Source organism: Microcoleus sp. M2_D5 (assembly GCF_036701935.1).
Classification (GTDB): domain Bacteria; phylum Cyanobacteriota; class Cyanobacteriia; order Cyanobacteriales; family Microcoleaceae; genus Microcoleus.
Genome location: NZ_JAUBRP010000028.1, coordinates 58,403 through 81,408 on the forward strand (window position 1 = coordinate 58,403; position 23,006 = coordinate 81,408).

At 45.6% G+C, this 23,006-nt stretch carries 20 protein-coding genes, 1 tRNA gene and 1 pseudogene; 15 read left to right on the forward strand and 7 right to left on the reverse strand.

The genetic code is table 11. The features are described from left to right. Nucleotides 1-2: 2 nt before the first annotated feature. The 6 genes from QUA50_RS14160 (at nt 3) to QUA50_RS14185 (ending at nt 4,999) form a co-directional block, all read left to right on the forward strand. Nucleotides 3-2,303: a DNA phosphorothioation-associated putative methyltransferase gene (locus tag QUA50_RS14160; protein WP_333265017.1), complete on the forward strand. Its 2,301-nt coding sequence runs from the start codon at nt 3-5 to the stop codon at nt 2,301-2,303. Then, nucleotides 2,300-2,971 carry a transglutaminase family protein gene (locus QUA50_RS14165; protein ID WP_333265016.1) on the forward strand — a complete coding sequence of 224 codons (672 nt, stop codon included), beginning with the start codon at nt 2,300-2,302 and terminating at the stop codon, nt 2,969-2,971. The genes QUA50_RS14160 and QUA50_RS14165 overlap by 4 nt, the downstream gene beginning before the upstream one ends. 91 nt (nt 2,972-3,062) lie before the next feature. Then, the gene (locus QUA50_RS14170; RefSeq protein WP_015177945.1) at nt 3,063-3,437 is read left to right on the forward strand and encodes a DUF433 domain-containing protein; all 375 of its coding nucleotides are present in this window, start codon (nt 3,063-3,065) and stop codon (nt 3,435-3,437) included. A gap of 205 nt (nt 3,438-3,642) precedes the next feature. Further along, entirely contained in the window at nt 3,643-3,771 is a 129-nt protein-coding gene (locus QUA50_RS14175) for a hypothetical protein (protein WP_333298730.1), read from the forward strand. Nucleotides 3,772-3,840: 69 nt separating this feature from the next. Beyond that, nucleotides 3,841-4,614, forward strand: coding sequence for a DUF2314 domain-containing protein (locus tag QUA50_RS14180; RefSeq protein WP_333265015.1), 774 nt, complete (start codon nt 3,841-3,843; stop codon nt 4,612-4,614). Nucleotides 4,615-4,705: 91 nt separating this feature from the next. After that, a complete protein-coding gene (locus QUA50_RS14185; protein WP_333265014.1) occupies nt 4,706-4,999 on the forward strand; it encodes a hypothetical protein in 294 nt (97 codons plus the stop codon). Nucleotides 5,000-5,584: 585 nt separating this feature from the next. Here the strand turns inward: QUA50_RS14185 and QUA50_RS14190 are convergent. Both QUA50_RS14190 and QUA50_RS14195 read right to left on the reverse strand, forming a co-directional pair. Then, entirely contained in the window at nt 5,585-6,757 is a 1,173-nt protein-coding gene (locus tag QUA50_RS14190) for a TRC40/GET3/ArsA family transport-energizing ATPase (RefSeq protein ID WP_333265013.1), read from the reverse strand. Between the two features lie 300 nt (nt 6,758-7,057). Beyond that, entirely contained in the window at nt 7,058-7,450 is a 393-nt protein-coding gene (locus QUA50_RS14195) for a DUF2358 domain-containing protein (RefSeq protein ID WP_333265012.1), read from the reverse strand. A 69-nt stretch (nt 7,451-7,519) separates the two neighbouring features. Here QUA50_RS14195 and QUA50_RS14200 point away from each other — a divergent pair, with 69 nt between their 5' ends. After that, on the forward strand, nt 7,520-8,128 hold the full coding sequence (locus QUA50_RS14200) for a glutathione S-transferase N-terminal domain-containing protein (protein WP_333265011.1): 609 nt from the start codon (nt 7,520-7,522) through the stop codon (nt 8,126-8,128). A 320-nt stretch (nt 8,129-8,448) separates the two neighbouring features. On the opposite strand, the gene QUA50_RS14205 is transcribed toward QUA50_RS14200, so the two are convergent. From QUA50_RS14205 to ahcY, 3 genes are all read right to left on the reverse strand, one after another. Next, nucleotides 8,449-9,873 (reverse strand): NADP-dependent isocitrate dehydrogenase, encoded by a 1,425-nt coding sequence (locus tag QUA50_RS14205; protein WP_333265010.1) that lies wholly within the window; start codon nt 9,871-9,873, stop codon nt 8,449-8,451. 446 nt (nt 9,874-10,319) lie between these two features. Continuing rightward, a complete protein-coding gene (locus tag QUA50_RS14210) occupies nt 10,320-10,934 on the reverse strand; it encodes a DedA family protein (RefSeq protein WP_333265009.1) in 615 nt (204 codons plus the stop codon). Nucleotides 10,935-11,095: 161 nt separating this feature from the next. Further along, nucleotides 11,096-12,373, reverse strand: coding sequence for an adenosylhomocysteinase (gene ahcY, locus QUA50_RS14215; RefSeq protein WP_333265008.1), 1,278 nt, complete (start codon nt 12,371-12,373; stop codon nt 11,096-11,098). A 453-nt stretch (nt 12,374-12,826) separates the two neighbouring features. Between ahcY and QUA50_RS14220 the strand changes: the two genes are divergently transcribed. The 8 genes and pseudogenes from QUA50_RS14220 (at nt 12,827) to QUA50_RS14255 (ending at nt 19,471) form a co-directional block, all read left to right on the forward strand. Next, a complete protein-coding gene (locus tag QUA50_RS14220; protein WP_333298732.1) occupies nt 12,827-13,024 on the forward strand; it encodes a mechanosensitive ion channel domain-containing protein in 198 nt (65 codons plus the stop codon). Nucleotides 13,025-13,328: 304 nt separating this feature from the next. Then, a pseudogene (locus tag QUA50_RS14225) lies at nt 13,329-13,554 on the forward strand (IS66 family transposase); the annotation flags it as partial. A gap of 131 nt (nt 13,555-13,685) precedes the next feature. Then, nucleotides 13,686-13,877, forward strand: coding sequence for a hypothetical protein (locus QUA50_RS14230; RefSeq protein WP_333298731.1), 192 nt, complete (start codon nt 13,686-13,688; stop codon nt 13,875-13,877). Nucleotides 13,878-14,029: 152 nt separating this feature from the next. Next, nucleotides 14,030-14,761, forward strand: coding sequence for a RadC family protein (radC, locus tag QUA50_RS14235; protein ID WP_333267126.1), 732 nt, complete (start codon nt 14,030-14,032; stop codon nt 14,759-14,761). 317 nt (nt 14,762-15,078) lie between these two features. Then, a complete protein-coding gene (locus tag QUA50_RS14240; protein WP_015176985.1) occupies nt 15,079-15,417 on the forward strand; it encodes a DUF1815 family protein in 339 nt (112 codons plus the stop codon). A gap of 626 nt (nt 15,418-16,043) precedes the next feature. Continuing rightward, complete coding sequence (locus tag QUA50_RS14245) at nt 16,044-16,523, forward strand: DUF4079 domain-containing protein (RefSeq protein WP_015176986.1); 480 nt, start codon at nt 16,044-16,046, stop codon at nt 16,521-16,523. A gap of 188 nt (nt 16,524-16,711) precedes the next feature. Further along, nucleotides 16,712-19,324 (forward strand): ComEC/Rec2 family competence protein, encoded by a 2,613-nt coding sequence (locus QUA50_RS14250; RefSeq protein WP_333267124.1) that lies wholly within the window; start codon nt 16,712-16,714, stop codon nt 19,322-19,324. Between the two features lie 60 nt (nt 19,325-19,384). After that, nucleotides 19,385-19,471: transfer RNA gene (locus QUA50_RS14255), tRNA-Ser, on the forward strand. A gap of 405 nt (nt 19,472-19,876) precedes the next feature. Here the strand turns inward: QUA50_RS14255 and QUA50_RS14260 are convergent. Together QUA50_RS14260 and QUA50_RS14265 are read right to left on the reverse strand one after the other, a co-directional pair. Next, the gene (locus QUA50_RS14260; protein WP_333380146.1) at nt 19,877-20,584 is read right to left on the reverse strand and encodes an ATP-binding protein; all 708 of its coding nucleotides are present in this window, start codon (nt 20,582-20,584) and stop codon (nt 19,877-19,879) included. A 15-nt stretch (nt 20,585-20,599) separates the two neighbouring features. Continuing rightward, entirely contained in the window at nt 20,600-22,834 is a 2,235-nt protein-coding gene (locus QUA50_RS14265) for a GAF domain-containing protein (protein ID WP_333267120.1), read from the reverse strand. Between the last annotated feature and the right edge of the window lie 172 nt (nt 22,835-23,006).

Below are 23,006 nucleotides of genomic sequence, written 5' to 3' on the forward strand. Positions count from 1 at the left end.
CTATGACCTACGATACCAGTACAAACACTATTTTAGATAGCGATTCATTAGAAAATGATGGAGAACTGCGAACGCCTTTGATGGCTTTTATTCAAGAAGTGTTCTTAGATGAAGAAGAGGCAGAGCCTCTGGATGTGCGTTACCAGGCTCTGCCTGGTAACAATGGAAGTGTGGTGGATTATATGGTGGAAAAAGTGGCTCGCTGCTGTCGAGAAAGTAAGGTTGGGAAAAAATTACCTACGGCTTTTTATGTGCATATTTCGGCTTTAGCAACACTCAATCCTGTACTCATAATTTATGAAAAATATGCCAGACAAAATATCCCAAATATAGATGAAGCAACTTTAGTAAAATTTTCACTCCATCAACCTAAAATATCTTATCTTTTTTACCCTGATTTCGATACAGATGCTCATCCTGCTTTGCAAACCAGCATCCAAATTAATCTAGCAACAGGGGAAGTTAAATATTTCGATTACAGCAACAGCGAAAATCCTCCTGTTTTGCACCGTAAGGAAACTTTTGTATCTGCGGATTATCCCCATTACGAAAAGTTTGCGAGGCTGACTCGCAGCGAAGAAAAGTGGGGGCTGCTGGACAATACTAGCGTTATCGGCACTCGCGAGGGTTGGCTCAAATATTTGGGATATTGCGGTGTAGAAATCAAAGATCATACTGTTGTCGAGCTTTTGAAACAGGAGAATAGCGATCTATCAATTCCTAAAATCGAGCGACACAAAGCTGCAATGGTACGCAACTCGCTTTCTAAACCTCTGCGTCTGGTTTTAGAAGCTGATTTAGCGAGGGACGGGGCGACTTTTTTTGATTACGGTTGCGGTTACGGCGGGGATGTTAAATATATTGCACAAGAGGGTTATGCTATTTCGGGTTGGGACCCATACTATCAGCCGGATACTCCGCGAATTTGTGCTGATATTGTGAATATTGGTTACGTGATTAATGTCATTGAATCTTTGGCGGAACGCCGAGAAGCGTTGCTGAATGCTTGGGAATTAACTAATAATTTATTAGTTGTGGCGGCTCAGGTTTTGATTGATGATAGCGATCGAGGTCAAATTGCTTACGGGGATGGGGTGATTACTTCTCGGAATACTTTTCAGAAGTATTACGAACAAGAAGAGTTGAAGGTTTATATTGACCAAGTTTTGAGTGTTGATGCAATTCCTGTGGCTTTGGGGATTTATTTTGTGTTTCGGGATGCTGCGGAGGGTGAAGGTTTTCGTGCTTCTCGGTTTCGATCGCACTTATCGACGCCCAGAGTGCGATCGCAAGTTAAGCGGTTTGAGGATTATGCGGAAATGCTGGCTCCTTTGATGGCTTTTGTGAGCGATCGGGGCCGCCTTCCGGTTAAAGGCGAATTAGCGGAAGAATCGCCAATTAAGGAGGAATTTCACAGTTTTAATCGCGCTTGGAGAGTAATTTTGCAAGCAACGGATGCGGATGATTGGGAGACAATCGCCGACAAGCGCCGCCAAGATTTGCTAGTATATCTCGCTCTCAACGGTTTGGGCGATCGACCTTCAATCCGCCGACTCCCGGCTCAAATCCGCAACGACATCAAAGGTTTGTTTGACAATTATCAAAAAGCTTGCACTTTGGCAGATTTAATGCTCTATAGTCTGGGCAAACCTGATATTGTGGCTGACTGCTGCGAAGATAGTGCGATCGGCTACAAACAGCCCGGTACTCTTTCAGTTCACGTCTCTGCATTAGAAGAACTAGACCCTTTGCTCCGGCTTTACGAAGGCTGTGCAAACCGCACAATTGGCAGACTTGACGGCGCGACAATCATCAAATTTTACGCTCGCAAACCTCAAATTTCCTATTTATTTTATCCCGATTTTGACACTAACCCGCATCCAGCCCTCCACACGGCTATGCACATACATTTGCGCGACCTTTCTGTCAGCTATCAAGACTACTCGGATGCGTACAATCCGCCAATTTTAGTTAGAAAAGAAGCTTTTGTTACTGCTAGTTATCCGCATTACGAAAAATTTGCGAAACTCAGCCGCCAAGAAGAAAAGTTAGGGATTCTGGATCGCGGCGCCGTTAAAAAACATCGGGAATGGGTGAAGTGTTTGGAGGAAAATTGCGTTAAAATTAAGGATCATAAGTTGTTTTGGCGATCGGATGCTGACCCTGAAAAGTTGAAAATGCTGCAAAAAGCTGCGTCGGAACGCCAGCATAAAAAAATTGAGCTGAATGGGGGAAAGATTGAACGAACCGCAGAGGGCGCAGAGGGCGCAGAGGATGAAAATGTTAGTGGCGAACACAGTTGAAATTTGTTGGTAAGGTGTTTACAATTGATGCAGTAGCGTTCCTAGCGGTGGACATGGAAGAATACTTGAAAGTGAGTGAAGTTATTGATTGGCAGCATCCTGAAATTATGGAATGTGCTAAAGAAATCGCATCGGGATATAACACACCAACGGCGATAGCTAAAGCTTGCTTTGAGTGGGTGCGAGATGAAATTCGTCACAGTTATGACTATCAAATGAGTCCTGTGACCTGTCGAGCTTCAGATGTACTTCAGCACAGAACAGGGTATTGCTATGCGAAAAGTCACTTGTTAGCAGCGTTACTAAGAGCAAATGATATTCCAGCAGGTCTTTGTTACCAGCGGTTGAGTATTGATGATAAAGGTGCGCCTTACTCATTGCACGGTTTCAATGCCATTCATTTACCTGAAGTTGGTTGGTATCGGGTTGATGCCAGAGGTAACAAAGAAGGAGTCAACGCTCAATTCACTCCACCTCAAGAACAATTAGCTTTTAAGATTCAGTTTCCTGAAGAGGCAGATTTTCCAGCCATATTCTCAGAGCCGCTTCCAGTCGTTATAGAAGCACTGCAAGCACACAAGACATGGGATGCTCTACTTCGCAATCTCCCAGACATTTCGTTGGAGTCCGCCAATAGTTATGGGTTACTATTATTCCAAACGCGATGAAAAATACCTCAAAAACCGACAGGGCTAGAACCGACGCAAAGCGTTAGACATCTTGCTACAATGTTTTTATACAGTTCAAGTCAGGCACTATATGTCCTTAATGAGCGCCCCAGCAAAATTCCAAGCAACCTCTCCCCCTTTCCGTTGGGATGAAGCGGGAGGTATCCGTATAGGTTCGAGTCGAGTCACCCTAGATAGCATACTTGCTTCATACCACAATGGCTCCACTCCCGAAGAAATCGCTATTCAGTATTCAGTTGTTCGCTTAGAAGACATATACAGTACCATTGCTTACTATCTCAACCATCGTCAGGAAATTGACAGTTATTTGGAACAGCGCAGCCAACAATCTCAGCAACTGAGACAAGAACTTTCTCAAAAACACAACTTAGTTGAGCTGAGACAACGTTTGCTTACTCGTTATCAGTCAAAAGGGGAGTCGATACCAAGTGCGCCTTCTAACTGATGAAAATTTTAATGGAGCCATATTGCGTGGGCTGGTGAGACGTTTGCCTGAATTAGATATTGTTCGTGTCCAAGATGTAGGGCTGATTCACACTGACGATCCAGATATTTTATAATGGGCGGCTAATGAAGGACGCATCTTACTTACCCATGATGTGGCCACTATTACGAGGTATGCCTGCGAGCGAGTCAATCAAGGACTACCTATGCTTGGAGTTATTGAGGTTATTGCAACAGCACCCATTGGTAAGATCATTGATGATTTAGAACTATTTATTTGTTGCAGTCAGCCTGATGAATATGAAGGTCGAATTCTTTTCATCCCTTTCCCTTGATATACTTAACCTGCTTAGGATGTATATTAATATTAGAAGTACCTCGAACAATCAACTGCGGAGTGGTAAATGAGTCAAAATCTTTATCGATTTCAGGGTAATGACCCGGATATAAATCTTGCTAGCAAGAAGGCACGCGAATCATTTAAATATTTTTGGCGTGAGTTGTCATGGGAAAGGCGGCGGATAATTCCTGGGCTGGATATAAGTGCAGTAAAACTTGGATTTCCGACGGGAAAGGTGACGGATTCTGCACCATCAGTTGAACATATGTGGGTGGAGAATGTTAATTTTGATGGTCTGAAAGTTAGTGGAGATTTATTAAACGATCCGAGATGGATAGATGGAATTGGATCGGGCGACCAGATTGTGATGGGCTTCAACGATATCAATGATTGGATATATTCTATTGATGGGATGGTTTATGGTGCATATACTGTTAATGCAATACGGCTTACAATGAATAGCGCTAGAAGGCGCGTGCATGATGATGCTTGGGGTTTGGAATTCGGCGATCCGAGAGAAATCCGAATTGTTCCAGATAGCTATTTAAATAAAGAGTCAAGAAATAATGATGAATATGAAATCGGCGAGCATCCAATGAGTGAGAATATGGCGGCCAAAATTGATGGTGCATTAAGTGAAAATCCTACTATTGTCAATCAAATTGATGAATATGGTTGGACTATGCTGCAATATGAGGCATTGGCTGGCAACTTAACTCCAGTTAAATTATTATTAAAGTATGGGGCAGATAAGATGATTAAGAATCCTGATGGGTTTACGGCGATTGATTTGGCAGAAGTCATGAAATGGAATAAAATTACTGATTTTCTAAGATAATCGGTGGGGCTTATAATAGGGAATTGTTTACGGGCAAAAGAGCCGCAACTTATTTCATCACGTAAAGCAACTCGTCAGGAGAGGGCAGAGTATGAAGATTGAAGCATTAAAGCAGCGATTAGACCGCAACCGTCCAATGACTAGCGTGACGATTCGTATGCCCGAAGATGTTGTGGAAGATCTAAAGAAAGTTGCACCATTGTTGGGTTTTTCGGGTGATCGGCCATTAATTCGTGCTTATATCGGTCAAGGTTTGCGCGTTGATTTAGAACGATTTGAGAGCGAGACAGTAACAGCCTTAGTAGCAAGTTTGAAGCGTCGAGGTGTCAGCGATGCAGTGATTGATGAGGCATTAAAGGAAGTCGTTCATGCTAAATCATGTTAATTGTATCTAGCCAGCAGCATCTCATATCAAATCCGTTGACATCGGAATTATTCATCTCTCTCTTCTGCAGACTCTGCGCCCTCTGCGCCCTCTGCGGTTAAATCATTCCGGTACAATCGGAATTGATACCATTACAAAACTCACTGTCTCATAAACGCAGACGCAACCATCCTACTTTTGACAAAGCAGTTCGCCTTGGACAAGAATGGCGTAAGTCTGCTGAATAGCTCGATACCTGCACGCGAGGTCAAAAACCCGGTTTATGCGTCAATATCTCAAGGGAGAAACCGGGTTTTTTAGGTTGATAGTTTGGTAGGGTGCGTCGCTGCGATATCTTGGATAAAACTTGCAGATTATAAATGGCGACGCACCTTACACGGGATCTCGCAATATTGTGTGTATCGCATATACATGGAATATGCTGTAGATTTGCGATCGGGATTGCCACTGATTTTAAGTTGGTAGAGACATATGGGTAAGTCGGCTGGGTATGCAGAAACCGGGTTTTTTACGAAATACTTCGCTGTTACCGCAGATGAGCGTGAAAAACCCGGTTTCGAGGAGTCGGAGTGCGATCGCGAACTGTTAAGCAAACTTAATTTTCAAATAATCCTCCTCCATCTTCGCCCCCGAAGGTTGCAGCGCCGCTAAAGCTTGCGGCAACACCATATTGCGGCGGTGATTGCCAATCCGAACATTCAACTCATCTCCAGTTTTGGTCAACTGAATCTGATCCTTGGCAATTCCCGGCAAGTACAGTTCTAGAACATATTGATTATTGTCCTGAACAACCCTAATCGTATTTTCTGTGTAATAAACTTGACTGGGATCTTCATTGGCATAAAGCGTTTCTTTCAAGCGTTCCAAAGCGGGCAAACCGCACATTTCTTCGGAATAAAGCGGCACTTCTTTAACTGGCAGCGGCATGAAATCCGAGTGGATTTCCTGACGGTACTGCTCCTGGCTTTCTTTCCACCGTTTGAAAAATGGATCGGTTACTTCTGCGGGAATAATCCGGTTGGCTACTACTAAATCTGTGGCTACATTGTACAAACTCAAATAGGCATGAGCCCGCAGAGACTCTTTAATTACCATTTTTTCGGGATTGGTAACTAACCTTACCGAAGTTACAGTATTGTCAGTTAAAATCTTTTCCAAAGCCTCAATTTGTTCGTAAAATTCGTAAGGTGCATCCATCACCTCTTTGTCTGGCAAAGAAAAACCCGCAATCGGTCTAAAAATAGGTTCGACTAAAGGTCTAAGGGCAGCAGATATGCCTTGCAGGGGCTTGTAAAATTTTCTCATGTACCAGCCGCCAACTTCCGGCAAACTTAGCAGCCTCAATGCAGTGCCAGTTGGGGCAGAATCGATAATTAAAACATCAAATTCTCCTTCGTCGTAATGCCGCTTCATTCGCACTAAACCGAAGATTTCATCGATTCCTGGCAAGATGGCTAATTCTTCAGCTTGCACCCCTTCGAGTCCCTGGGCACGCAAGACTTGAGTAATGTAGCGCTTAACTGCTCCCCAATTGCCTTCTAATTCCCTGAGAGCGTCTAATTCTGCTCCCCACAAATTCGGTTTCACCAGCCGCGAATCGTGCCCGAGTTCCATGTCGAAGCTGTCGGCTAAAGAGTGAGCGGGATCTGTGCTCAGCACTAGGGTTTTGTATCCCAATTCGGCACACCGCAGCCCTGTCGCAGCGGCTACAGAGGTTTTGCCGACGCCGCCTTTTCCAGTCATTAATATTAAGCGCATTGATTGTTTAGCTCGCCTGAAAATTCTTTACTTCTTTATTGTAACGTTCTGTAACAGAGATTAATTTAGTGGGGGAATTAATTTTTGCGACAAGCAGCCGGCGGACACAGCACATTTTCGCTAATTCACGAAATTGCTGCCATGTCAAGATAACTTAAAATTATTTATTTCAGATATCAATTGCGACACATAAAAATCCATCAGCGTTCATCTGTGTTTATCTGCTAATATCTGCGGTTAAAAAAGGGCGATCGCTCTTGAAACACCATTTTTTATTGCTAACAAACCTAATAAAAATTCTCAAACATTAGTTTTCACAGGAAATACAAGCTGTTTGAGCACATCCAACCGCGAACAGTCCCAATAATCGATGTGAGAAACAATTAAACCGTCGCTGTTGACTTTCAGTTCGCTCCTACCGGCGATCGCCATTTTCGGTTTCCAAGGTAGCGGTGCGATCCAGCTCAGAGTCCAGCGAGTGTCTATAGTATCTCCCGATCGCGAAATGCCGTGCAAATCGAGATTTACATCCTGAAAAAAAGTACCCATAAACCCGATCATTTTGCGGTAGCGATCGACTCCTGTAAATCGATTCACCGGATCTTCAAAATAAACATCTTTTGCATAGATACTGTAAGTCTGATTATCGGGAAATCTTTGATAATCGTCTTTGAGAATTTCAATAATATCCATTATGATTAGCTATTTGCCTGAAATTATTATAATATAGTTTATACCTGCTTGAGAAAAGGCGGACAACTTATGATCGACCTGTACACTTTTACCACACCGAACGGCCGCAAAGCCTCGATCATGCTCGAAGAAATAGGTTTACCCTACAACGTCCACGTCATCGACATCACAAAAAACGACCAATTTAGCCCAGAGTTCATCGCCATCAACCCCAACAGCAAAATTCCGGCGATAGTCGATCGAGATAACGGCATCACCGTCTTCGAGTCCGGCGCCATCCTCATCTATCTTGCCGAAAAAAGCGGCAGATTTCTGCCCGCAGACAAACAAAAATACTTTCAAGTTATGGAATGGCTGATGTTTCAAATGGCCAGCGTCGGCCCGATGTTTGGTCAGCTAAACCACTTCAAACGCTTTGCACCCGAACAAATTCCCTATGCGATTGGGCGTTACGAAAAAGAAACCTTGCGCCTCTACGGAGTATTAGACACTCAACTAGCAAAATACGAATACATCTGCGGCGACTATTCAATTGCCGACATTGCTACCTATCCGTGGGTTGCTATTTACGAATTTCAAGGATTAACCCTCGACAACCACCCCCACCTCAAACGTTGGGTAGAAACCTTGCAGAAGCGTCCCGCCGTTGAGCGCGGCATGGCTGTTCCATCATTATAAAACCCGCATCTAAATTGTATTTTCGGGTGGGCGGGACACCCCACAAGCAAGTTGACTTTTGTGGAACTCAGAGGTTGCACCATTCTCAATAAGCTTTTTAGGAACAGGCTTTCCGGCCTGTGAAGCGAGAAAATTCCCTCTTTGTGGAACAGGCCGGAAAGCCTGTTCTTGACAATGGTGCAAGATGTGAGGTGGAACGGGCTTCTAGCCCGTTCTTAATAAACAGGGGGCGGGCTCGCGTGTCCAACCCCTACTCCCCACAAAGCAAGTTTACTGGTTGTGGAACGGGCTTCTAGCCCGTTCAAAAAAAGCCCTCAAACTCAATCGGCGAAATGCTTAATAATTGCCTCAGCAAACTCAGAACACTTCAACTCAGGCACCGGCGGCTCCATCAACCTCGCCAAATCATAAGTAACTTCACCGTTAGAAATTGCCGCTCCCAAACCCTTCTTAATCAAGTCGGCTGCTTCCTGCCATCCCATGTATTCTAACATCATCACCCCGGACAAAATCAGGGAACCGGGATTAACTTTATCCAAACCAGCGTGTTTCGGTGCAGTGCCGTGAGTCGCCTCAAAAACTGCACATTCATCACCAATATTCGCACCAGGGCCCATGCCCAATCCGCCGACAATGGCGGCGGCCGCATCGGACAAATAATCCCCGTTCAGATTCATTGTTGCCAAAATCGAATACTCTGCTGGCCTGGTTTGAATTTGTTGGAAAATACTGTCAGCAATTCGGTCGTTGACCATGATTTTTTCTTTCCACTGGCCGCTGCCGTGACTGTCCCAAATTGCAAACAGAACGTCGGCGACTTCTTGACGAATTTTTGCTTGTTTTTCTGGAGTCAAAGCATCGTATCCCGGATCTATTTGGCGAGCATTATCTTCTAAGGTAATGTCGGGATTTTTTTCTTTGTTGCCCAGAATCCAAGACTCTCTTTCCGTTACGCACTGTTGGCGAAATTCGGTGGTTGCTAATTCATAACCCCAATCTCGGAAAGCTCCTTCAGTATATTTCATGATGTTGCCTTTGTGCACCAAAGTCACTTGCTGCTTATCTTTCGGCAACCGTAAAGCGTGGGTAATGGCGCGCCGTACTAAACGCTGAGAACCTGTTTTGCTAATGGGTTTAATTCCGATTCCCGAATCGAGGCGAATTTGTTTTTGGCCGTGTTCTGGTGTTGCGGGAATTAACTCATTATTGAGGAATTCAATCAATTTTTTGCCAATTTCGCTGCCTTTGGCCCATTCAATTCCGAGGTAAATATCTTCTGTATTTTCCCGGTAAATAATTACGTCTAGGAGTTCTGGAGTTTTGTGTAGCGATGGTGTTCCAGCATAATATTTGCAGGGCCGCACGCAGGCGTAAAGGTCAAAGATTTGCCGCAAAGCTACGTTTAGCGATCGAATGCCGCCGCCTACGGGCGTTGTCAGCGGCCCTTTGATGGCGACTCCGTATTCTTTGATGGCGTCTAAGGAATCTTGGGGCAGATATTGGTAAGTACCGTAGACATCGCAAGCTTCGTCGCCTACATAGATTTTAAACCAGTTGATTTTTCGATCGCCCCCGTAAGCCTTTTCTACCGCAGCATCCATGACTTTCTGGGATGCAGGCCACAAGTCAACGCCCGTACCGTCGCCGCGAATGAAGGGAATAATCGGGTCATTGGGGACGATCGGCAAACCGTCAGAGAAAGTAATTTTAGAACCTGTTGTCGGGGCTACAATCTTTTCGTACATATCTTAACAGCGCGGATAGGAATGTTCCCTATTTTGCCACGATTATCTGCCTAAACCTCCACCAATCCTAAATATTTGTATAAATTTAAGTTGGATTTTTGGGCGATCGGCGGCCCGTCACTGTGACTTTTGGGCGATCGCCCATTTAAAAGTTAATTTAAAAAAGTAGCCAATATAGCAGAATTTTCTATCAAATTTCCCTCTCTATCTTTCAGCGCTACGGTTGAGAGGATGCTGGAAACAAGTCAGTGGATTTTAGATTTTACATTTGAGATTTTTAGATTTACTCCCCTGATTAATCGGGGAGGTTGAACCTTAGTCTAAAATTTTGGGTTGATCGCGCACGACTTCTGTCAGAAAGTTGTATGCGTTTTTGGGTGGGGTCAAAATGGTTATTGTAGCCGATGAACGCAACTAAAGGCAGATTATTTTCACAAATTTTGCATTTATTTGCGATATTTTTCCTTCTGCATATTCTTCTTCAATACCCACAAAATACACCAAATGACAATAATCACCACAACTATTTTGGAAACCGGTGCCAGATAATCCTCTACAAGTGTATAATTTTGCCCTAATTTATATCCGGCAAAAGTCAGGAAACTTACCCATAAAAGAGTACCTGCTGTTGAGTATAGTAAAAAAGGAATTAAAGGCATATTATTGATGCCAGCGGGCAGGGAAATTAGGGTGCGAACTCCGGGTACTAGGCGACACAAAAACACGGCTTTGTTGCCGTGTCTGTTAAACCATCTATTTGCTTTGTCAATATCGGCCCCCGATACAGTAATCCACTTGCCGTATTTGTCGGCTAAATTTCTCAAGCGTTCTTCGCTCAATAATTTACCTGCATAGTACCAGGGAAGCGCCCCCAAAACTGTACCGATTACTCCTGCTGCGATCGCCGGTGAAAACTCCATTCGGTTCTGGAATACCGTGAATCCTGCCAGCGGCATAATCAATTCTGAGGGTATGGGGGGGAAAAGATTTTCTAAAAACATCAACAGCCCTATTCCGAAATAGCCCATCGACTGCATTGTGTTAGTTATCCATTCAACCATTTTGAGTCCCTAATTTGGTAAGAAGAAGTCATTAGTCATTGGTCGTTCCTAGGCTCTGCCTGGGAACACATATCGAGAGGCTCTGCCTCGACTCCCCATGAGGGAGGCAGAGCCTTGCTCAATTCATTCCCCGGCAGAGCCTGGGAACGAGAATACTATGATTAAGTACCCGAAGTCCAAGAGTTTGTGTACTCAATTTGTTCTGCTGTCAAGGTATCAATGTGAATACCCATTGCTTCCAATTTGAGACGGGCAATTTCTTTGTCAACTTCCACGGGAATTGAGTGAATACCGGGTTCGAGTTTGCCTTTGTTCGTAACTAGATATTCGCAGGCTAAAGCTTGGTTAGCAAAGCTCATATCCATCACGGCGCTGGGGTGTCCTTCGGCTGCTGCCAAGTTGATCAAACGACCTTCGCCCAAGACAATAATCGACTTGCCGTTATTGAGATGATATTCTTGAGTGAAAGACCGGACTGTTTTCACGTCGGTGCTTTTTGCGCCGAGGGATTTGAGGTCAATTTCAATGTCGAAGTGACCGGAATTGCAAACAATTGCCCCGTCTTTCATTGTCTCGAAATGTTCGGCACGAATGACGTGTTTGTTGCCGGTAACGGTAATGAATATATCTCCGACTGTTGCTGCTTCGTCCATCGGCATGACGCGGAAACCGTCCATCACTGCTTCGATCGCCCGAATCGGATCGATTTCGGTGACAATTACGTTAGCACCCATGCCGCGGGCGCGGAGTGCCGTGCCTTTGCCGCACCAACCGTAACCTGCAACCACAATAGTTTTACCGGCTAACAAAATATTGGTAGCGCGGATAATGCCGTCTAGGGTAGATTGACCGGTACCGTAGCGGTTGTCGAAGAAGTGCTTGGTGTCGGCGTCGTTGACGTTCATTGCGGGGAAAGTCAGCACGCCGTCTTTCAACATGGCCCGCAGGCGCACGATGCCTGTGGTAGTTTCTTCGGTAGTTCCGATTAAGTCGGCAATTTGGTTCGGGCGGTGCTGGATTAGTGCCGCTACCACGTCGCTGCCGTCGTCGATAATAATATTGGGGCGGTGGTCTAGGGCTGTGTAGACGTGACGTTCGTAGGTAGCGGCGTCTTCTCCTTTGAGGGCGAAGACGGAAATGCCGTAGTCTTCAACTAAGCAAGCCGCTACGTCATCTTGAGTGCTCAAGGGGTTGCTGGCGATCAGTACGGCGTCGCCACCGCCGAGTTTGATGGCGATTGCCAAATGAGCGGTTTCTGTGGTTACGTGGCAGCAAGCAGCCAAGCGAATGCCAGCGAAAGGCTTTTCTTTAGCGAAGCGTTCTTGAATTTGTCGCAAAACGGGCATTTCCCGGCCGGCCCACTCGATGCGTTGCTTTCCCAAGGGGGCGAGGGACAAGTCTTTGACTTCGTGTTTAATCTTGACGGATGTAGCAACCATGTATGTTATTTCTCAGAAATCATCAAACTTTGTTAGTTTTAACAGATTAACCCATCGGCGGGCAAGTGCTGTGATTTTACTCGATCGGGGTCGGCGCTGCTAATCTTAAATTTTGATTGGGTTTTAATGATTAGCGAACGAGTCGATGGAGTCACCCGCACCGTGAGAGTCAAACATTCTTGTCGGGCGATCGAGCTCAATCTTTTGTGTTAGCGTGGCATTGTTGAATTATTTGACAATCAAGCATCCAGGATACAAGCCCCCGAATTTATCCGTGGGGTCAAGGCTTCAATTCTTTAATCTAAAATCTAAAATCTAAAATCGATTGACACTCTCACTTGGGCGGATGGCAGTTCGATCGCCCGCGCGATTGCGTTCTCAGCTTGGCCGCCTGCAAATATCATCAGTTGGTTAGGACTTGGTTCAGTAGCGATTAGTTTCGCGTTCCGAGACATCTTCAAATACTTTTTAGCGGAAATATTTTTGCTGTTGCACGAATCGTTTCAATTGGGCGATCGGATAATTGTAGAAGGCCTTGAAGGTACTGTTGAAAAGATTTTACTGCGTTCAACTCAAATTATTAGCGATCGGGGAGAGCGAGTTATCGTGCCGAAGGCGATCGTATTTACCAATTCAGTGCGGGTAAGCTAATCCGCATTTAAATTGCACAGTCAAATAAATCTTTACTTGTGTGGGGAGTAGGGGTTGGGCAGGAGAACCCGCCCTCAATATACAATTTAAATGCACAACAGCTTAGGAATGAGAATTAAATAACTTCCACTCTTGAAAGTGGGATGGGCGTCCCGCCCGTCCACTCATGACGGGCGGGACGCCCATCCCACAATAACAATTAAAATGGTATGTTATTTAATTTGCGATCCTTACCTACAACTCGTGGACTCAAGATTTCAAAATAAGATTGAATCAAGCTTTGGTGACTTGGTTGATTCTTGTGGGTTATGCGGTAGGTTTGTTGCTCAAATACTTACCAGATAAAGCAAAACAGTGGTGGTATTTTCTGGATGACCCCTAGGTGCCTCCGAATAATAATTTAGCAGAACTTTCTCTATGGCTAGCTGTAACTAAACGGAAAGTTTTTGGCGGCGATCGTTCGATGAAACGATTTGAGGAAACGGCTAATCTCTGCTCGTGTGATTCAAACCTGTCGTTTTCAAGCTCGTTGAGTAATGGCTTTTTTCCGTGAGGCTATTTCTGCACATTCTTGTGCCTTGCCTATGCCGCTCGTTTATTCCCATTTTTCAGACCTGAATCCTTACACTGCAATAATAGCTTCAATTAAATTCATGGAGCTATGCACAGAGTTTGGATAGAACGGCGATCGTCCCCTAGCCTCGCGCCGGTTCTATTATATAATCATCCGGTCAGAATAAATCCGCCCGGCCTGGCTTCTAGCCGTGGGGAGTGTCAATTTGCGAGTCAAGCCCAAGCGCAGCGAGTGTTAGAGGCATATCCGGGCGATCGGTTTAAGGTCGATCGACATTGAGACTCGATCGCTTGTGAAACGCTGGGTTAGATTTTATCTGCCAACAGCCTCGGTTAATGATGAAGGCTTTTTTCGGTGATTGTACGAATTGAAGAACACAAATCGATCGGCTAAAATTGTCTAATTGTTGAGCTTGCGGTGCGGGTGCAGCTATGACTTACAGCTTGAGAATTGCCGATTTGCCAACGAGTGAACGACCACGGGAACGGCTGATGGCAGGCGGCCCGAAAAGTTTGGCGACAGCAGAATTGATTGCGATTCTTTTGGGCACTGGTCAGGGCCCCGGCAAACTTTCCGCCGTAGGGCTCGGACAGTATATTTTAAATCAGTTGAGTTTGCACCACCGCGATCCTCTGGCTGTGCTACGCACTATTAGCGTTCAGGAGTTGACGCAGATTCACGGGATTGGCCCTGCTAAGGCGACTTCGATTTTGGCTGCGGTGGAGCTGGGGAAGCGGGTGTTTCAGTCGCGGCCGCCGGAAATGGCTGTGGTTGACTCTCCTCAAGCGGCGGCTGATGCCCTGAGTCAGGATTTGATGTGGCAGTCTCAGGAACGTTTTGCTGTGGTGCTGCTGGATGTGAAAAATCGGCTGCTGGGTACTCAGGTAATTACGATCGGCACAGCCACGGAAACTTTGGCTCACCCACGGGATATTTTTCGCGAGGTGATCCGCCAGGGGGCGACGCGGGCGATTATCTCGCACAATCACCCATCGGGGATTGTGGAACCGAGCCCGGAGGATATTGCTTTGACGCGACAGTTGCTGGCGGGAGCGCAGTTTTTGTCGATTCCGCTACTGGATCACTTGATTTTGGGGAATGGCGATTTTCGGAGCTTGCGACAGACGACGACACTTTGGGACGAGTATCCCCAGGGTGATTGAACTCTTCTACTTAACTAATTTCATTACTATCATTAGTTATTTGTATCTTTGGGTTCTCGAACGGCTGAATCAGCCCTGACAGCAGGCAAATTTTCCGGCTGGAGTCCCCCGCGAGAGCCTGTTTTGGGTGAATGTTGCTGCTGATACTTCGTTTCGATCGCAACTCGGTTAATCTAGTATAGGTAGGCTGAAGAGGTCGCTAATCCGATTTTTTTTGAGCATACTAAACGTATACTGAACCAGCACCTAAATACCCATTTATTAAGAAATTATTAAATGGGCTGTAAAATACACGGTGTGGTGATAGGAGGAGAACTGTGTTTCTGAGACTTGCAGAACAACACCGTAAATTCGTTCAAGATTTGGTAATGAACCTCCAGGCTTTAGCGATCGTGCTAGAGCATCGGGGTTATCTGGCATCCTGCTACACTTGCGGGGGTCAGATGAACAGTGCCTCATTTATGGTCAGTTTGACGGACAACCATCTGATTCGATTTTTAGTGTCAGATTACGGTATCACTTGGACTGAGATGCGGGACGACCGCGAACTGATGAAACTAGAAGGTGCAGAAGCGATTAATCAGTTACAAGAACTGGCAAATCTCGTAAAGTATCAAATCCAACCTTCGGAAGCTACTTTAGCGACGGCGCAGTGAGTGTAGCGATTGCACGGTTCCGAGGAAGGCGACGCAAGAAAGTTGCTGCTTGTCTGCTAAAACCGAATCCCCAGCGAGTTAGTTGAGAGGGTCGATCGAAGCGATCCTGGGCAGACGGCATACTTTATGCCAGAAGTCTCAAACTTGGAACCTCTAGTTTTTTTTCAGCAGTTGATTCTCCCTTGAGAACGATTAGCAAAATGTAGAAGTGTGACTGCTCGTTGGCTGCGATGTTAATTTCTCCCTTTGGCATTCACAAGTCAAAGAATTGAAATTAACTTTGAGCAGGCAGGTATAATTTAACATCCAGAGTGAGGATGAGGCTGTGAAGATTGGGCAAAAGGCAGCCCACGGGGTGTGATGTGCGGGCGAATGGCGTTTATTTTTGCTCTTAGATTTAGCCGATCGGGCTAATAATTAACTTGAAGCAGCATCACTGCTGTAAAACATCTCACAGCCGGCCCAAGCCGGCTAAGTTTTGCGTTGATCTAGGCTTCGGGCCAATGTTGGGCTGTTAGGTTAAACGGCTCTTTGAAGTGCACGATCGCACTTGCTACACTAATATTTTATAATATTTTAATGATTAGTCCGAAAATATTTATCGCCAAGTTTGGAGTCAGTATCAAATGGTAAATTTAAGCGAACTTCTAGAACCCATCGCCAGTCAATTTCGCAGTCTAGGAATTCCCGAACCAATTACCCATTGGGGACACCCTGTAATGATGGGGATCGTGGTAGTGGCGATGGGCAGTTTTGTCGGGTATACGGGATGGCAGGGACGTTTGGCCACCGATAAAGATGTCGCACTCAAAAGTCGATCGGATCACCGCAAGCTTGCACCGTGGATGTTTCTGTTTCTAGCTTTGGGCTATACAGGCGGCTTGCTGTCGCTGGTGATGCAGCACCAGCCTGTGATGGAAAGCCCGCATTTTTGGACGGGTTCGGCAGTGCTGGTTTTACTGGCTGTTGGCAGCTTGATTTCGCTAACGGGTTTTGGGGGCAATAAGCTGGCACTGCGCGCGGTTCACGCTTATTTAGGCACGACGGCCCTTGCACTTATGGTGCTGCACGCGGCTTTCGGTTTAAAATTGGGGCTGTCTATTTAGAAAAGGAAGGGGAAGGGAAAGAATATAAGGAAAGAATTTTTGCCATAACTTACGCACGGGTAGCCAGAAACCGGGTTTTTTACCCGATTTCACGGCGTTTAGCCCTTTACTCCGGCTGAAAAACCCGGTTTCTTTGGTAAGGAGTGCATAGGTTTCCCTGAAATATTCCCCCTCTAAATTGCTAATTAATGAATCAAGCAACGGGTGTCATCTTCTGTCTTGCCTACATTTTGGGATTGATTTCTACAGCGGTTTCTTGGGGTAGATACGGGATACTTGCTTTGGGAATAACGGTAGCGATCGCCCTGCCGAAATTGTTGCGGAAATATACTAAAAATTCTGTCAAAGTTACTAAGAAAAGACGCAGCCGACAAAAAGAAAATGCTCTGGAAGCACCCTTAGATGCGAGGGAAGATTTGAGTTTGTTGGAGATGCTGCCGAGAGCGAAATGGGTGTGGGCGGTTGCTGGTTTGGTGGCATTTCTAGCTAGCGTTTATTTTGCAGTTCGATCGCCCCAACCAGCAATAGATGACATCAGTAAACTGATTCCGGCGGTTGGAAACACTCAAGAAGTGGCAGTGACAGTTCGCGGTAGAGTTGTCAGTACGCCTCGATTGACTCGATCGGGTCGATCGCAATTTTGGCTAGAAACAGATTTAGTTAGCGAAATCAACGGCGGCGAGGGAGGAGCAGTTGTAAACCGCCCAGTATCCGGCAAACTCTACGTTACAGTTCCCCTGCTGCAAGCAACGGGTTTGTACGCCGACAATACGATCGCAGTTGTGGGTTCCTTGTACAAACCGCAGCCACCGTCAAATCCGGGGGCTTTTAATTTTCAAGCATATTTAGCCAGAGAAGGAGCTTTTGCAGGGCTCAAAGGCCGTCAAATTGACTGGAAGAGAGAAAAGGCGATCGCGGATGTAAATCGAGTTAACAGCCAAACGGCTGCTTTCTTGGAACCAAGCGGGATGCGGCCATCGAAAATTCAAGCGATGCGGCAGCGGATCGTGCGATCGCAATTATCGCAGTTAAATGTTCCCGAAGGGCCATTGATAAGTGCGATCGCCCTCGGCAAACAAGCAGTAGATTTACCTTACAACATCCGCGACTATTTTGTGCAGGCTGGATTGGCCCACGCGATCGCAGCTTCCGGCACTCAAGTTTCGATGGTTTTGGCTTTAGTTCTAGCTTTAACCAGGCGTTTTTCCAAACAATTGCAATTTAGCTTTGGCGTCGGTGCTTTATTTTTGCTAGTGGCATTAACTGGCTTTGAACCATCAGTATGCCGCGCTGCTTTGATGGGATTTGGAACATTATTTGCTTTGGTTCTCAGCCGCCAAGTTAAGCCGCTGGGATTGCTGTTAATCGCTGCTACTATTTTACTGCTGGTTAACCCTTTGTGGATTTGGGATTTAGGTTTCCAACTGAGTTTTTTGGCAACTTTGGGGTTAATCGTGACAACGCCGCCGCTGATGGCAAAGTTGGATTGGATGCCACCCGCGATCGCTTCGATTGTTGTGGTTCCGATCGCCGCTTCAGTTTGGGTGCTGCCGCTGCTACTTTACGTTTTTAGCGTTGTATCACCTTACAGCATTTTAGTTAATATTATTGCGGCTCCTTTGCTGTGGATTTTGAGTATTGGGGGGATGGTTAGCGCTTTAGCTGGATTGATTTTTCCGCCCGCTGGCAGTGTTTTAGCACAACTGCTGGACTATCCGGCAAAGGCGTTAATTGCGATCGCCCAATATTTCTCGCAATTACCCGGTAATTCTGTAGCTGTCGGTCAAGTATCGGTGTTTCAGCTAATCGCGCTTTACAGTTTAATTTGCTGGGTTTGGATCGGGGGAAGAAGTTCGGCAACAAGCAATGTACGGGATGTAACGGATAGAAGGAGGAAGGAAGAAAAAAGACGGAAGCCGGAAGCAGTCCGAGGAAAAAATCAGGAAAAGGGGAAAGGGAAGAAGGGGAAAAGCAGAGTTATTGCGTTGCCGAGTTTTTCATCTGCTTGGATTTTACCGCTGGCGCTGGTGGCGGGAATAAGTATCATAGTTTTGCCAGCTTGGCACGTTCAAGCATCTTTATTTCAAGTTACTTTGCTGGCGACATCTGGCGAACCTGTTTTAGTAATTCAAGATAGGGGAAAAGTGGCGCTAATTAATAGCGGTGATGAAAATACCGTAAGGTTTACAGTGTTGCCTTTTTTGCAGCAGCAAGGAGTTAATTCTGTGAATTTTGCGATCGCCACTCACGGTCATTTAGGATTGAGCAGTGGTTGGGGAAAATTACTAGCACGCTTGCCAATTAAAACATTTTATGATAACCATGCTCAGAAACCAATTCACCGTGGCAGCAATCGGGAATTTATTACGGCTGTGCAATCTCGCCAAGGCGTTTACTTTCCTTTAGAAACTAACAGTACCGTCGATCTGGGTTCGACGCGGTTGCAGTTGGTGAATGCGGAGATTCCGGTGGTAGAATTCCTGGTGGGAAATCGAACTTGGTTGCTCGTCGGTGAAATGACACCGGAAGCGCAAAAAAAATTGGCAGCAACGGGAACCTTGAAGCCGGCTCAAGTGCTGTGGTGGTCGGGAAAAGCCCTGACGGCTGAGTTGTTAAGCGCAGTGGGGCCGCAAGTGGCGATCGCCTCTACTGACGAAATTGACCCGGAAACCGCAGCCCAACTGCGCCAAAGCAAAACCCAGATATTCTGGACAGGGCGCGACGGAGCCCTCCAGTGGACGCCCGCTGCGGGATTTAAGACCACTTTGGAATCTGAAGAAAATCAAACTTCTTTTTTATAATGATTTACAATCTGGCGCACTGTGCGGTAAAATACTTTTAGCTCACATCTCAAATCAATTGGAGAGGTGGCAGAGCGGTTGAATGCGGTAGACTCGAAATCTACTTTGGAGGCAACTTCAACGTGGGTTCAAATCCCACCCTCTCCGTACATCTCAGCGTCAAGCGCGCACCTTATTAACCTAGGGTGCGCGCACCTTATCATATTATGAAATTCTACTCCACAATCTCAGTAGCATGATAGGTGGTTTCATTTCGGTAAGGTAGAGGCTGAAAATCTCAAGGGAACTCTTAACTCAAAACCTGGCATAAAAAAGGGAAGAGAGTTGGTAAAGCGGGCGGTTGCAAACCGCTGTCTCAAGCACGAATAAGGTGCGGGCGGAGGATGGGGAATTAGTCTAGATTCTTTGTTTCCCTAGTCCCTAGTCGCTAGTTCCTAGCACGAAAACCCCTAGCCTGTTGCTCGTTCCCCGTGCCCAGTTTGCTGTTTCTTCTCATAACGGGGCTGGTAGTTGCGAAGCGCCACTAATTGCGCTAGAGCAACTACGAACTGCTCACACCGGAATACAAATCACAAACTCCGAACCCTGCCCCAGGCAAGAATTGACTACTAATGTACCTCCATGTTTTTCCAAAACAATTTGGTGGGCTATCGACAATCCTAATCCGGTTCCTTGACCCACAGCCTTGGTGGTGAATAAGTGGTTAAAGATGTTTTCCTTGACTTCATTCGACATCCCCACTCCATTATCCTTAATGCGAATTAAAACCTGATTTTGGTCTTCGCTCAGAGCAGTTTGAACCGTGATTTGATTGGGTAGGGCTTTAATTTCCTTAAAACTGCGCCCCTTATTTGACTCCTCCAGAGCGTCAATGGCATTAGCCAGCACATTCATAAATACCTGGTTTAACTGGCCGGGAAAGCATTTCACTAGGGGCAAGTTACCGTACTCTTTCACAATTTGAATGGCAGGGCGGAACTCGCTGGCTTTTAAACGGTGCTTGAGAATTAGCAGAGTGCTTTCAAGTCCGTCGTGAATATTGAAAGAAACTGGTCGATCGCTATCTGCCCTGGAAAACGTTCTCAAACTCGTACTGATATTGCGGATTCGCTCGACTCCTTCCTGCATCGAACCAATCAATTTGGGCAAATCTTCTCGCAAATACTCCAAGTCCATATCTTCAATTTCTGCTTCAATTTCTCCTCCCGGATTGGGAAATTTTTCTTGATAGAGATCGATCAAATTGAATAAATCTCCCACGTATTCTTGAGCTGGTTACAAATTTCCCGCGATAAAGCCTACGGGATTGTTAATTTCGTGGGCTACCCCTGCGACTAAATTTCCCAAAGCAGACATTTTTTCACCCTGCACCAATTGCAGTTGCATCTGTTTGAGATCGTGGATAGACTGTTCTAGTTTTTGGGCATATTCCTGGGATTGTTGATACAGTCTGGCGTTTTGTAAGGAAATTGCTGCTTGGGAGCACAGGATGTTGAGGATGGCGACGCGATCGCCCGTGAATACCCCTGTTGCTAAATTATTTTCCAAATACAAAATCCCCATCATTTTCCCTCGCTCGCCGATCGGAGTGCACAGCAGGCTTTGAGGTTGGTGGTGGATTATGTAGGGGTCAGATGCAAATCTTGGTTGATTGCTAGCATCATCAAAAATAAGGGTTTCTTTTGTACGTTTGACGTAGTTGATTATGGTGAGAGGAATTACTTCGCTCTCCTCAACCGGAATTGATTGCAGAAGGCACTCTTGGCTGTTTGTGCAGTGGACGTTTATCCTCCAGTTTCCCTCTTCATTCAAAATTAATGCTCCGGTTTGTGCTCCGGCATTCTTTACCACCACTTGCATGAGGGTAGTGAGCAATTGATCGAGTTTAATTTCGCTCGATAGAGCTTGAGAAGCTTTGATTACTGTCGGCAAATCTACTAAGCCCCAACTGCTAGTGCTACCGATAATTGTTCTATTCGTGTTAGATACGGATGATTCACTGCTGGATGTGTGAGTTGTTTCGGTCGGATTGTGGCGAGTTCGCTCCTGTTGCAGGATCGCAGCAAGCAATTGGGGATAACGCTGTTCTAAATGGTCAATCTTTACTTTTGCTCCCCAACGAGCGTAAGCATAGTAAGCATCAATTAAATAAGGTTTTGCCAGTTTTTCTTTACCCCATTCTAAATAGAATTTAGCAGCGAGTTCGTGAGCTAGAGCTTCCTCGTTGAGGTATTCGTTTTCTTTGGCGAGGGCGATCGCCTTGTCGTACATCTCAAGCGCTTCTATTTTTTGGTTTAAAACCCGATGCCGTTGGGCCTCTACTAGATAGAATTTATGCAGATGATTCATGGGGGCATGATGCGCCCATTTCTGGATTTTTTCTTGATTAGCTTGTACTCTGTCAAGAACTTCCTGTTGCTCAGACTCTGGAGTATCGGCATACACTGCCAGCCGCACTAGAGAATCGTAGAAATAGAAGAGGACAACAGTTATCTGCCCAGAAGCTGCGCTCAAATAACTTTCTATTTGAGCGATATTTTTTAAGGCTTCCGGGTAATTTTCCAACAGATAACAAAGCACAAGTTTGTGCAAGTATAAGTAATGAATCCCCAGGTAGTTATTGGTTCGCTGATACAGTTGCAACATTGTCTCTTCGTCGTAGGCTTCTCCGTTTAACTGGGATGGGTATTGCGCTCTGCCAATCAAGTTCAAAACGGCTTGCCAACAAATTTTAAGATAAGAAAGTGCTGCTTCCTGGTGAATTTTACTAACGGCATCTGCGTAGCTTGCTATCTCTCGTTCGAGTTGCGTTAGTTGCTTGCCAATAAAATACGCATAATAACTGTATTCATAGATAGCATAGCCAGCAAATTCTAACTCTCCAGTTTCCCGCCCACAAAAATAATCTGACAGCAAAGGTTTTAAGGTATTTCTGAGGTGTTCTTTCCAAGGTTGAATACCAGAATGCACGATTGCGGATGTCTTCGCTTGAATTTCTGTGGCATTTAATTTTGACACTAGACGTAAAGCAAGTTCACCTAATTGATAGCCCCGCTCAATATCTCCCATCCCACAGAGAAGAAAACTATATATGGCAAAAGCATAGGGAGACAAAGAAGCATTGCCATATTGGACAGATAAATTGACCTGTTTGCAAATTACCAAAGGCGCGAGTGGCGGCAGCGCTACGTAGGCAGGAGAAAATAGGCTTGACAGAATCCTTATAGTTGCTAGTTGTTGAGTATCTGTCATCAGAGGGAGATCGATTAAGTCCTCAGTTCCCTTTCCGCTCAAAATTGATGCGGTTTCTCCTAGTGCCTGTCCAATATCAGATAAATTTGGCTCGGAGGGAAACTCTACCCCCAACTGCTTTAAGACTGGCAACCCTGTATTCAGCGCTTCCTGTAGCTTATTTTGCGCCATATAAGCTTCTATTTTTACTTCATATACCTTCACTTTTTCCAGTAGCGTTTTGGCACAGCTTTCCACGACTGATGCTAATGTCTCCATCCGGTCAAAGTCACCGCTTAGATATGCCGCTTCGGCTGCTTCGGTATGCAGCGCTAATGTTAGTTCGTATTGATTCTCCCAACTATTTACTGCCAGTAAGTAGGTCGGCGGGAAAATTTATAAGTATGTAACAAAACATTAAGTAGGACGGTCGGCTCTCAATTTAATGCGT

Excerpts from the sequence above, each read along its gene's own strand:
- QUA50_RS14160 (WP_333265017.1), top strand. The coding sequence starts at position 3 with ATGACCTACGATACCAGTACAAACACTATTTTAGATAGCGATTCATTA.
- QUA50_RS14170 (WP_015177945.1), top strand. The coding sequence starts at position 3,063 with ATGTCCTTAATGAGCGCCCCAGCAAAATTCCAAGCAACCTCTCCCCCT.
- QUA50_RS14175 (WP_333298730.1), top strand. The coding sequence starts at position 3,643 with ATGCTTGGAGTTATTGAGGTTATTGCAACAGCACCCATTGGTAAGATC.
- QUA50_RS14180 (WP_333265015.1), top strand. The coding sequence starts at position 3,841 with ATGAGTCAAAATCTTTATCGATTTCAGGGTAATGACCCGGATATAAAT.
- QUA50_RS14185 (WP_333265014.1), top strand. The coding sequence starts at position 4,706 with ATGAAGATTGAAGCATTAAAGCAGCGATTAGACCGCAACCGTCCAATG.
- QUA50_RS14190 (WP_333265013.1), bottom strand. The coding sequence starts at position 6,757 with ATGCGCTTAATATTAATGACTGGAAAAGGCGGCGTCGGCAAAACCTCT.
- QUA50_RS14195 (WP_333265012.1), bottom strand. The coding sequence starts at position 7,450 with ATGGATATTATTGAAATTCTCAAAGACGATTATCAAAGATTTCCCGAT.
- QUA50_RS14200 (WP_333265011.1), top strand. The coding sequence starts at position 7,520 with ATGATCGACCTGTACACTTTTACCACACCGAACGGCCGCAAAGCCTCG.
- QUA50_RS14205 (WP_333265010.1), bottom strand. The coding sequence starts at position 9,873 with ATGTACGAAAAGATTGTAGCCCCGACAACAGGTTCTAAAATTACTTTC.
- QUA50_RS14210 (WP_333265009.1), bottom strand. The coding sequence starts at position 10,934 with ATGGTTGAATGGATAACTAACACAATGCAGTCGATGGGCTATTTCGGA.
- ahcY (WP_333265008.1), bottom strand. The coding sequence starts at position 12,373 with ATGGTTGCTACATCCGTCAAGATTAAACACGAAGTCAAAGACTTGTCC.
- QUA50_RS14230 (WP_333298731.1), top strand. The coding sequence starts at position 13,686 with ATGCACAGAGTTTGGATAGAACGGCGATCGTCCCCTAGCCTCGCGCCG.
- radC (WP_333267126.1), top strand. The coding sequence starts at position 14,030 with ATGACTTACAGCTTGAGAATTGCCGATTTGCCAACGAGTGAACGACCA.
- QUA50_RS14245 (WP_015176986.1), top strand. The coding sequence starts at position 16,044 with ATGGTAAATTTAAGCGAACTTCTAGAACCCATCGCCAGTCAATTTCGC.
- QUA50_RS14250 (WP_333267124.1), top strand. The coding sequence starts at position 16,712 with ATGAATCAAGCAACGGGTGTCATCTTCTGTCTTGCCTACATTTTGGGA.
- QUA50_RS14265 (WP_333267120.1), bottom strand. The coding sequence starts at position 22,834 with ATGGAGACATTAGCATCAGTCGTGGAAAGCTGTGCCAAAACGCTACTG.